The organism is Micrococcus sp. CH7, from assembly GCF_001595485.1.
In the GTDB taxonomy this organism is placed as follows: domain Bacteria; phylum Actinomycetota; class Actinomycetes; order Actinomycetales; family Micrococcaceae; genus Micrococcus; species Micrococcus luteus.
The window spans coordinates 178,286-188,147 of sequence record NZ_LOSQ01000041.1 but is presented as its reverse complement, the minus strand read 5'-3'; the positions used below and the strand labels follow the sequence as shown (position 1 = coordinate 188,147).

Below are 9,862 nucleotides of genomic sequence, written 5' to 3'. Positions count from 1 at the left end.
TCATCGGCCTCATACCTCCTGCGGAGACGCCCCTCCGGCCTCACTGGCACCGACCCGAGTCAACAACGTCATGCCCTCCTACACCTAGCCAGGCCCCGGGGCCGCGCCCCCGCGCATGAGCATCTGTGTAGCCGGGGACGTGTCAGCCCCGGGCCGCGAGCACCGCCTGGTAGAGCTCCCGGCTCCGCATCCCGTGGGCTCCGGCCACCGCGGCCACGGCCTCCTTCAACCGGGTGCCGGACTCCACCAGCACCGCCACCTCGGCGACGGCGTCCGCCTCGGACGCCTCGCCCGCAGCGCCGGGCGCGGCCGGCCCGATCACCAGCACGATCTCCCCGCGGATCCCCTCCCCCGCGTGCCGCTCCGCAGCCCAGGCATGCACCTCGGCCGCGGTGCCGCGCACCACCTCCTCGTGCAGCTTGGTGAGCTCGCGCGCCACGCACACCGGCCGCTCCGCACCGAGGACCTCCACGACGACGGCCAGCGCGTCCGCCAGACGCTGCGGCGACTCGAAGGCGACCACCGTGCGGGCCTCGGTCAGCAGGGAGGTGAGCCATCGCCGTCGTTCCCCGTCCTTGCGGGGGACGAAGCCGTCGAAGGCGAACCGGTCCGTCGGCAGGCCGGAGAGGGCGAGCGCGGTGGTCACGGCGGAGGGGCCGGGCGCGCAGGTCACGGGCAGCCCTGCGGACACCGCGGCTGCCACGAGCCGGTACCCCGGGTCCGAGACCGTGGGCATGCCCGCGTCCGAGACCACCGCCACCGTGGCACCGCCCCGCACCTGGTCCAGCAGCCCCTGGGTGGAGGCCGCCTCATTGTGCTCGTGATGGGCCACCACCCTGCCCGCTGGGGTGACGCCCAGTCCGGCGCACAGGCGCCGCGCGGTCCGGGTGTCCTCGGCGGCGATCACGTCCGCCTCCGCCAGCAGCTCACGCAGGCGCGCGGACGCGTCCCCGAGGTTGCCGATGGGGGTGGCGGCCAGGACGATGCGGCCCTCGGGCATGGGACGACCTTTCGACGGACGGACGGCTGCCCCGAGCCTACGGCCCCGGTCACCGTGCACGTCTCGCCGTCCACCCGTCCCCCTAGCATGGAGCCCGTGCCCGCCACCGCCCTCGCCCCCCGCCCCGCCGCCGTCGCGGTCGACGACGGCCCCTTCGGCGTCGCCGCCCTGCGCGCCCGCCTCGGGGTGAGCGCGGCACCCCTGACGCGGTGGCACTGGATCCTGCCACTGCTGGTCACGGTGATCGCCGGCGTCCTGCGGTTCACGAACCTGGCCCACCCGGATCAGCTGATCTTCGACGAGACCTACTACCCCAAGGACGCCTACTCCCTCCTGGAGTCCGGCTACGAGCGGCGGTGGGGCGAGGACGTCAACGACGCGTTCGCGCGCGGCGAGGCGGAGCCGCTCGAGGGGGCCGCCTATGTGGTGCACCCGCCGCTGGGCAAGTGGCTGATCGGCCTGGGCATGCTCGCGTTCGGCCCGGACAACGGGGTGGGCTGGCGGTTCAGTGCCGCGGTGGCCGGCACGCTGTCCGTCCTGCTGGTCGCCCTCGCCACGCAGCACCTGCTGCGCTCGGTGTCCCTGGGCGCGGTCGCCGGGCTGCTGCTGGCCGTGGAGGGCCACCACCTGGTGATGTCCCGCATCGGGCTGCTGGACATCTTCCTCTCGTTCTTCGTGCTCGCGGCCTTCGCCGCCCTGCTGGCGGACCGCGTCCACGGGCGGCGGCTGCTCGCGGAGCGGCTCGCCCACGACGTCGCCCGGTTAGGACGCGACGCCCTGGCCAGCGGGCCGTGGCTCGGCTGGCGCCCGTGGCGACTGCTGGCGGGCGTGCTGCTGGGCGCCGGCTGCGCCGTGAAGCTCTCCGGGCTGGCGTTCATGGCGGCCTTCGGCCTGCTCACGGTCCTGTGGGACATGTCCGCGCGCCGGACCGCCGGGGTGCGGCACTGGGCGTGGGCCGGCGTCGAGAAGGACGGCCTGTACGCGTTCGTGGCCGTGGTGGGCGGCGGCCTGGTCGCCTACCTGGCCTCGTGGACCGGCTGGTTCGTCACGGAGGGCGGCTACTACCGGGACTGGCACCGGGACAACCCGCCGGAGGGCCTGCTCGCCGGGCTGGTCCCCGGTCCGCTGCGCTCCCTGTGGCACTACCACGTGGAGTCCACGACCTTCCACCAGGGCCTCACCAGCCCCCACGACTACGCCGCCAACCCGTGGACCTGGCCGTTCATGGGCCGGCCCGTGAGCTACTACTACGAGGGTGCAGAGCCCGGCGAGGGGATCTGCCCGGCGGACGCCGCGGGCGCGTGCTCGGCGGCCATCACGGACATCGCCAACCCGTTCGTGTGGTGGACGGGCCTGGCCGCCGTCCTCGTGTGCGTGTGGCTGCTGGTGCGCCACCGGGACTGGCGGGCCGGCGCCCTGCTCGGCGCCTACGCGGCCGGGCAGCTGGTGTGGTTCCTGTGGCCCGAGCGGACCATGTTCTTCTTCTACACGATCGCCTATGAGCCCTTCCTCGTGATGATGATCGCCCTGGCGCTCTCGCTGCTGCTGCGGCCGGGCCGCCGGCCCGGGCCCCGCTGGGGCTCGGCCCTGGTGCTGGCGTACGTGACGATCGCCGTCGCCGTGTCCCTGTTCTTCCTGCCCGTCTGGATCGGCGACGTCATCCCGTACGACCAGTGGCGCTGGCGGATGTGGTTCAGCAGCTGGATCTGACGGCCACGTCCCGGGCGCGGGCGTGCCCGACCGCGCGCCGCACGCCCGGAAGTGGATACCCTCGGACCGTGCAGAACCAGAGCCCCGTCCATGAGTCCGCCACCGAGCTCGTCGGCATGCCGCCGGCGGACTCCAACATCACGGACCTGATCGTCGCCTCCTGTGCCGACCGGCCGGACGCCCCCGTGTACGCCGTGCGCAACGGCGCGGGCGGCTGGGTGGACGTCCACTTCACGGCGTTCCTGACGCAGGTGCGCGCCGTGGCGGCCGGCCTCATCGCCCGCGGCGTCCAGCCCGGGGACCGGGTGGGCCTGTTCTCCCCCACCTCCTACGCGTGGGCCGTCCTCGACCAGGCCGTGTGGTTCGCCGGCGCCGTCTCCGTGCCGATCTACGAGACCTCCTCGGCCCACCAGGTGGAGCACATCGTCACGGACTCGGGGCTGCGGGTGGTCGCCGTCGGCAGCGAGGAGCTCGGCGAGCGCGTCGCCGAGGCCGCCGGGCACGCGGGCGTGGACGTGGCGACGTTCCTGCTGACGGACGCGGGGCTGGCGGAGCTGGCCGAGGCCGGCGCGTTCGTGTCGGACGACGCGGTCGAGCACGCCCGCTCCCTGGCGACCCTCGCCAGCCCCGCCTCGATCGTCTACACCTCCGGCACCACCGGACGGCCGAAGGGCGCCGTGATCACGCACGGCAACTTCGTGGGCGCGGCCATCAACGTGCTGCACTTCGCGCGCGAGGTGGTCCAGTGGTCCCCGACGACGACGTCGCGCACCCTGCTCTTCCTCCCGCTGGCCCACGTGCTCGCCCACGCCGTCCAGGTCATCTGCCTGTACGCCCGCATCCAGGTGGCCCACTCCGGTTCCCCGGCCACGCTGCTCGGCGACCTCGCCTCCTTCCACCCCACGTGGCTGCTGGCCGTGCCGCGCGTGTTCGAGAAGGTCGAGGCCGGCATCGAGGCCAAGGCCCAGAAGAGCGGCACCGGGCCGATCTACGCGGCCGCCAAGCGCACCGCCATCGAGTGGTCCACGGCCGTGGACGAGGCCGAGTTCGGGGACGGCCCCGGGCCTTCGGCCCTGCTGCGCGCCCGGCGCGCGCTGTTCGACCGGCTGGTCTACCGCAAGATCCGGGAGGCCCTCGGCGGCGAGGTGATCTCGTGCGTGTCCGGCGCGTCCGCCCTCTCCCCGGAGCTGGTGCACTTCTTCCGCGGCGCCGGCATCCCGATCGTGGAGGGCTACGGCCTCACGGAGACCACCGCGCCGGCCACCGTGAACATCCCCGGCGCGCACCGCGTGGGCACCGTGGGCCTGCCCGTGGCCGGGGTGACGGTGAAGATCGCCGAGGACGGCGAGATCCTCATCCGCGGCCCCGTGGTGTTCGACGGCTACCACGGCATGCCGAAGGCGTCGGCGGAGGCGATGGAGGACGACTTCTTCCGCACCGGGGACATCGGTGCGCTGGACGAGCACGGCTTCCTGCGGATCACCGGCCGCAAGAAGGACGTGATCATCACCGCCGGCGGCAAGAACGTGTACCCCACGCCCATGGAGGAGGCGCTGCGCCAGCACCGGCTCATCGAGCACGTCGTGGTGGTCGGCGAGAACCGCCCGTTCGTGGGCGCCCTCATCACCCTGGACACCGATGCCTTCACCCAGTGGGCCCTGGACCGCGAGCTCAGCCTCACTCCGGCCGAGGCCGCGACGGACCCCACCGTGCTGGCCTCGATCCAGGAGGCGGTGGACCAGGTCAACGCGGGCGTCTCCCGTGCCGAGTCCATCCGCCGCTTCCGCATCCTGGACCACCCGTTCACCGAGGACTCCGGGCACGTCACCCAGTCCCAGAAGCTCAAGCGGGCCCAGGTGATCGAGGACCACGCCGAGGACGTCGAGGCCCTCTACCGCCGCTGACCCCGCCCCCGGACGACGACGGGCCGGGAGGACGCCTCGTCCTCCCGGCCCGTTCCCGGTGTCGTCCGGCGGCGGTCAGCGCACCACGGCGTCGTCCTCCCGAGCCCAGCGCAGACGGGTGCGCAGCAGCTGCTCGCGGCGGTCCGCGCTCAGCTCACGACGGCGGCGCGTGGGCCACGTGACCACGAGCGTCACGAGGGACGCCAGCAGGGTCACCAGCCCGACCACCACGGCCGCGTCCACCCAGAACTGCTGAGGGTAGAGGCGGATGAGGGCGTCCCGCACGGAGAACGTCCACGTGCCGTCCGCGAAGAACAGCGAGTGGAAGCCAGCGAAGAACGTCTCCCAGCCCAGCACCGCCATGACCGCGAGCGCGATCACCGCGAGCGGCAGCCACACGGCACCGGCGAACAGGGCGCGGCGCACCCCGCCGGGGCTGGTGCGCAGCAGGGACGCGATGAGCAGGGCGCACACCACCACGAGCGCCACGAGCACCGCGGTGGCGATCCACAGCACGGTCTTCACGTCCGTCATGTGGTCGACCTCGACCTCGGTGAACAGGGGCGCTCCCTGGTGCGTGAGGCTGCTGAGGTATCGCGGCCCGGCCAGGTTGGTCACGTAGTCCAGCCCGGCGGAGCCGTAGTGCATGCGGTCGGCGAGGGTGAAGCCGAACCGGTCCGCGGGGAACCCGGGCCGGTGGTACTCCAGCCACAGGAACACCGGGCTCGCCACGAGGCGGACGGCGGCCAGCAGCAGGGCGAGCGGGGCGAGGATCGCCAGCAGCACCTGCGCCAGGCGCGGACCCGCCTTGGGCAGGCGCGCGCGCTCCTCCGGCGTGGGCCCCTGCAGGGCCGCCGTCTGCGCCACGGGGGCGGCGGTGCCGTCCTCGGGGTAGCGGTCGACCGGGGCGGCGGCGCTCGACCCCGCCGCGCGGGCCCCGACGGCGGCGCTCAGCGGGCCGAGCTCGTCGGCGCCGGGCAGCGGCCGCCGGCCGCCCTCGGGCACGGCCCGGGAGGCGACGATGTCGCGGTCGGCGTCCGCGGCCGGGCGGCCGGCGTCGCGTCGGTCCGCGGCCGCCGCGTCCCCGCCGCGCAGCGCGGCGAGGTCCTCGGGGCTGAGCGCCGAGGTGTGCTGGGCGCCGCCGTCGTCGTCCCGGCCCATGGCGGGCAGCGCCTGGGTGCGGTTCGGGTCGTCTGCGGCGTCGTCCTCGACGAACGCGCCGTAGTCCAGCCCGGAATCGAAGTCCTCCGCCCCGGCGCGCTCGTCGCGCCCGCGGCCGGCCTGATGGGAAGCCATGCTCGTGCCTCTCTCGAGTGGGTCCGTCCGCCCGCGGGCGCCGGGGATCAGTAGCGGTAGTGGTCGGCCTTGTAGGGGCCGGCCACGTCCACGCCGAGGTACTCGGCCTGGGCCTTGGTCAGCTCGGTCAGCCCGACGCCGAGGGCGTCCAGGTGCAGGCGGGCGACCTTCTCGTCCAGCACCTTGGGCAGCGTGTAGACGCGCTTCTCGTAGTGCTCGCCGGTGAGGGCGCCGGTGCCCGTGGAGCCGCCGAAGAGCTCGATCTGGGCCATCACCTGGTTGGTGAAGGACGCGCTCATCACGAACGAGGGGTGGCCGGTGGCGTTGCCGAGGTTCAGCAGGCGGCCCTCGGAGAGCACGATGATGCTGCGCTCGGCCTCCGTGCCGCCGTCCAGGGTCCACTCGTGGACCTGCGGCTTGATCTCCGTCTTCACGACGCCGGGGATGCGGCCCAGGCCGGCCATGTCGATCTCGTTGTCGAAGTGGCCGACGTTGCCCACGATGGCCTTGTCCTTCATGGCCGCCATGTGCTCGGCCATGATGATGTCCTTGCCGCCGGTGGTGGTGACGAAGATGTCGCCCTCGCCCACCACGTCCTCGAGGCGGGCCACCTGGTAGCCGTCCATCGCGGCCTGCAGCGCGCAGATCGGGTCGATCTCCGTGACGATCACGCGGGCGCCCTGGCCGCGCAGGGCCTCGGCGGCGCCCTTGCCGACGTCGCCGTAGCCGCAGACCACGGCGACCTTGCCGCCGATCAGCACGTCCGTGGCGCGCATGATGCCGTCCGGCAGGGAGTGGCGGATGCCGTACTTGTTGTCGAACTTGGACTTGGTCACGGCGTCGTTCACGTTGATCGCCGGGAAGAGCAGGCGGCCCTCCTGCGCCAGCTGGTAGAGGCGCAGCACGCCCGTGGTGGTCTCCTCGGAGACGCCGCGCAGGGTGCCGGCGGTCCGGGTCCAGTGCTGCGGGTCGCGGGCCAGCGAGCGGCGCAGCGTCTCGAGGATGATCCGGTACTCCTCGGGATCGTCCTCGGTGGCGCTGGGCACGGCGCCCGCGGCCTCGAACTCGACGCCCTTGTGCACCAGCAGGGTGGCGTCGCCGCCGTCGTCCAGGATCATGTTGGGGCCGAGCTCCGGATCCTCGTCCGCGCCCGGCCAGGTGAGGATCTGCGAGGCGGTCCACCAGTAGTCCTCGAGGGACTCGTTCTTCCAGGCGAACACCGGCACGCCCTGCGGGTCCTCGGGGGTGCCCGAGCCCACGACGACGGCGGCGGCGGCCTCGTCCTGCGTGGAAAAGATGTTGCAGGAGGCCCACCGGACCTCGGCGCCGAGGGCGATGAGGGTCTCGATGAGCACGGCGGTCTGCACGGTCATGTGCAGGGAGCCGGCGATGCGGGCGCCCTTCAGCGGCTGGGCCTCCCCGTACTCCTCGCGCAGGGACATCAGCCCCGGCATCTCGTGCTCGGCCAGGCGGATCTGGTGGCGGCCCGCCTCGGCCAGGGACAGGTCCCGGACCGTGAAGTCGAACGAGGCGCCGGGCACGGTGGTGCGGTTGGCGAAGGCCGGGTCGACGTCGGGGGTGCGGAACTCTGCGGAGGTCTCAGTCATGCCCTCCAGCCTAGCGAGGCCCCGGGCGGCACGAGACGCGCCGCGTCAGTCCCCGTCACGCACCACGCGCAGCCCGGGGCGGGCCGGCGGGACGGCCATGGGCCGGGTGGGGACCGTGCGCACGCCGCCGTCCGCGTCGACGGCCTCGTAGTGCTCGGGCAGCTCCAGCCGCAGCACCTCCCAACCGCGCGGGGCCGTGGTGCGCCGAGCGTGCTCGCCGCAGAGGTCGTACGTGTGCGGCTCCGCCCGGCGCGACAGGGGCCCGATGACCACCTGCGAGTCCGCGTAGTTGTACGTCAGCGTGGCCAGGGCAGGGCTCTGGCATCCGGTCTTGCTGCAGCGTCGCATGGGTCCCACGCCCGCCACCCTACTCGGCGGACGGCCCGGGGCGGTGGCCTACCATGGCGCGCATGACCGCGTCCGCCTCCTCCGATCCCCTCGACCCCCTGCCGTTCCGGGCGGGCGACGCCGCGGGGGCCGAGCCGGGTGTCGAGGGCGGCCCGGCCGAGGCCGGCGTCTCCTCCCCCGCGGGGCGCGGCGGACGGGACCGCCGTGGCCGAGGGCTGCGGCATCCGCGCCCGTTCGGTGCGCGCTCGGAGCGGGGCCGGGGCGAGGCGCTGCTGACCGCCGTCGAGAAGGCGGTGGACCGGCTGGGCTCCCTGGACGCGCCCGGGCTGCGGCACGTGACCGCGCGGGTGGAGCGCATCCCGGACCGGCTCGACGAGCGGCTGCGCGAGCTGCATGCCGGCCGGGCACGGGATGAGGAGGCGCTGTTCGCGCGGGCCGAGCGGCAGGGCCGGGACGGGGTGCTGATCACCCTGTTCGAGCGGCCGCTGCGGGACGCGGCCGACCCGGCCGACCTCGAGGGGGCCGTCTACGGGGTGGCGCTGAGCCGTTGCGCCGACGCGTTGGGCGTGGACCCGCAGGTGCTCGACCCCAGCTGGAGCCGCGGCTGAGCCCGGACCGGGCGGTCCGCGCCGGGCACCGCGCCCGGTGGACGGGCGCCGTGCGTCAGGCGCGGGCGCGGCGCAGGCGGCGACGCTCGCGCTCGGAGAGCCCGCCCCAGATGCCGAAGCGCTCGTCGTTCGCCATGGCGTACTCCAGGCACGCGTCCTTGACGGTGCAGGCCTCGCACACGCGCTTGGCGTCCCGCGTGGAGCCGCCCTTCTCCGGGAAGAACGCCTCGGGGTCCGTCTGCGCGCACAGGGCGTCCGCCTGCCAGGCCAGCTCGCCCTCGACGGGCTCGGTGGTCACGCCCGGGATGGCGGCCCAGTCGGCGGAGACGGGCACGGCCTCGACCGGACGCTCGTCACCGGGGAAGAGGGCGGTGACGGTGGCGGCCGGGGTGCCGGTCTCGCCGTCGAGGTCGTGGGCGGTGAGGAAGGCGGTCGCCTGGTCCTCGAGGCTCGCGCCGGCGACGCCGGCCTGCGGGTCGGCGGGGTCGAGGAACCAGTCGCTGGGGACGCTCCGCGGACGAGGTGCCGGCGCGGGATCGGCGTGGTGCGCGTCCTCGACTCGCTGGGTCTGCTCCATGTGTGACGCCTCTTCCCGGGATCGACGTGGCGGCTGTGGGCCGGGTGACCATGCGGTCCGCGCGGGTGCCGGGCAAGCCGGCGGGCCCTTCCTGGCGGGACCGTTGGCCCGGGTTCATTACATCGGTGTGATTCATGCCGAGTCAAACCGAACGGGTGCCACACTGGGCCCATGGTCTCCCTCTCCGCACCCCGGTCCACCGGCCCCCTCGTGCTCCGCCTCGCCTCCTCCCCGCGGCCCGCGCTCGTCCAGGAGCCGGGGGCCCCGGACGAGCCCGGCGCGGTGGACCAGCGCATCGAGCTCTCGGGCCGTGTGACCGTGAACTGGGCCGCCAAGTTCGCGGGCCTGCTCCGCGACGAGGGCGTGGGCGCGGGCGACGCCGTCGCCCTGGACCTGCCCGTCCACTGGCTCTCCCACGCCCTCGCCCTCGGCGTGCTCTGCGCCGAGGCCGAGCCCGCCCTCGAGGGCGACTCCCCCGCCGCCGTCCTCACGGACCGGCCCGAGGCGTGGCCGGACCCGTCCGTGACCGTCTTCGCCGTGGCCCTGCCGCGCGGCCTCGAGCCCGAGCTCGACGGTCCGGCCGCCGATCCGGCCGTCGTGGACGTGGCCGCCGAGATCCGCGCCCAGCCGGATGCCCTGCCCGGCCTCGTGGATCACGTGCGGCCCGCGTCGATCCCGGCCGGGGCCGACGTCGCCCCGGACGACGACGGCCCGCGCCCCCGCCTGACGTGGGCGGGAGTGCGGGCCGCGCTGGAGGCGTGGGACGCGGGCCGGGCGGTGACCGTGCGCCCCTGACGGGGCGGCGGGGTCAG

At 74.4% G+C, this 9,862-nt stretch carries 9 protein-coding genes; 4 read left to right on the top strand and 5 right to left on the bottom strand.

All coding sequences use genetic code 11. The features are described from left to right. Positions 1 to 142 precede the first annotated feature (142 nt). Positions 143 to 1,000: a 16S rRNA (cytidine(1402)-2'-O)-methyltransferase gene (gene rsmI, locus AUV08_RS10205; RefSeq protein ID WP_061866902.1), complete on the bottom strand. Its 858-nt coding sequence runs from the start codon at positions 998 to 1,000 to the stop codon at positions 143 to 145. Between the two features lie 96 nt (positions 1,001 to 1,096). Here rsmI and AUV08_RS10200 point away from each other — a divergent pair, with 96 nt between their 5' ends. Together AUV08_RS10200 and AUV08_RS10195 are read left to right on the top strand one after the other, a co-directional pair. After that, positions 1,097 to 2,710, top strand: a complete 1,614-nt coding sequence (locus AUV08_RS10200; protein WP_061873233.1) for a dolichyl-phosphate-mannose--protein mannosyltransferase — start codon at positions 1,097 to 1,099, stop codon at positions 2,708 to 2,710. Between the two features lie 68 nt (positions 2,711 to 2,778). Further along, a complete protein-coding gene (locus AUV08_RS10195) occupies positions 2,779 to 4,614 on the top strand; it encodes a long-chain fatty acid--CoA ligase (RefSeq protein WP_061873232.1) in 1,836 nt (611 codons plus the stop codon). Between the two features lie 75 nt (positions 4,615 to 4,689). Here AUV08_RS10195 and AUV08_RS10190 read toward each other — a convergent pair whose 3' ends face one another. From AUV08_RS10190 to AUV08_RS10180, 3 genes are read right to left on the bottom strand one after another with little or no spacing between them, the layout of a single operon-like run. After that, positions 4,690 to 5,910 carry a TIGR01906 family membrane protein gene (locus AUV08_RS10190; protein WP_061873231.1) on the bottom strand — a complete coding sequence of 407 codons (1,221 nt, stop codon included), beginning with the start codon at positions 5,908 to 5,910 and terminating at the stop codon, positions 4,690 to 4,692. Between the two features lie 47 nt (positions 5,911 to 5,957). After that, complete coding sequence (gene ahcY / locus AUV08_RS10185) at positions 5,958 to 7,517, bottom strand: adenosylhomocysteinase (protein ID WP_231862051.1); 1,560 nt, start codon at positions 7,515 to 7,517, stop codon at positions 5,958 to 5,960. 45 nt (positions 7,518 to 7,562) lie between these two features. Further along, on the bottom strand, positions 7,563 to 7,865 hold the full coding sequence (locus tag AUV08_RS10180; RefSeq protein WP_020628239.1) for a DUF3499 family protein: 303 nt from the start codon (positions 7,863 to 7,865) through the stop codon (positions 7,563 to 7,565). A gap of 62 nt (positions 7,866 to 7,927) precedes the next feature. On the opposite strand from AUV08_RS10180, the gene AUV08_RS10175 reads away from it, so the two are divergent. Next, positions 7,928 to 8,473: a hypothetical protein gene (locus AUV08_RS10175; RefSeq protein ID WP_231862052.1), complete on the top strand. Its 546-nt coding sequence runs from the start codon at positions 7,928 to 7,930 to the stop codon at positions 8,471 to 8,473. 55 nt (positions 8,474 to 8,528) lie between these two features. Here AUV08_RS10175 and AUV08_RS10170 read toward each other — a convergent pair whose 3' ends face one another. After that, positions 8,529 to 9,050: a WhiB family transcriptional regulator gene (locus AUV08_RS10170; RefSeq protein WP_061866907.1), complete on the bottom strand. Its 522-nt coding sequence runs from the start codon at positions 9,048 to 9,050 to the stop codon at positions 8,529 to 8,531. A 171-nt stretch (positions 9,051 to 9,221) separates the two neighbouring features. Between AUV08_RS10170 and AUV08_RS10165 the strand changes: the two genes are divergently transcribed. Next, positions 9,222 to 9,845: a hypothetical protein gene (locus AUV08_RS10165; RefSeq protein WP_061866908.1), complete on the top strand. Its 624-nt coding sequence runs from the start codon at positions 9,222 to 9,224 to the stop codon at positions 9,843 to 9,845. The last annotated feature ends 17 nt before the right edge of the window (positions 9,846 to 9,862 follow it).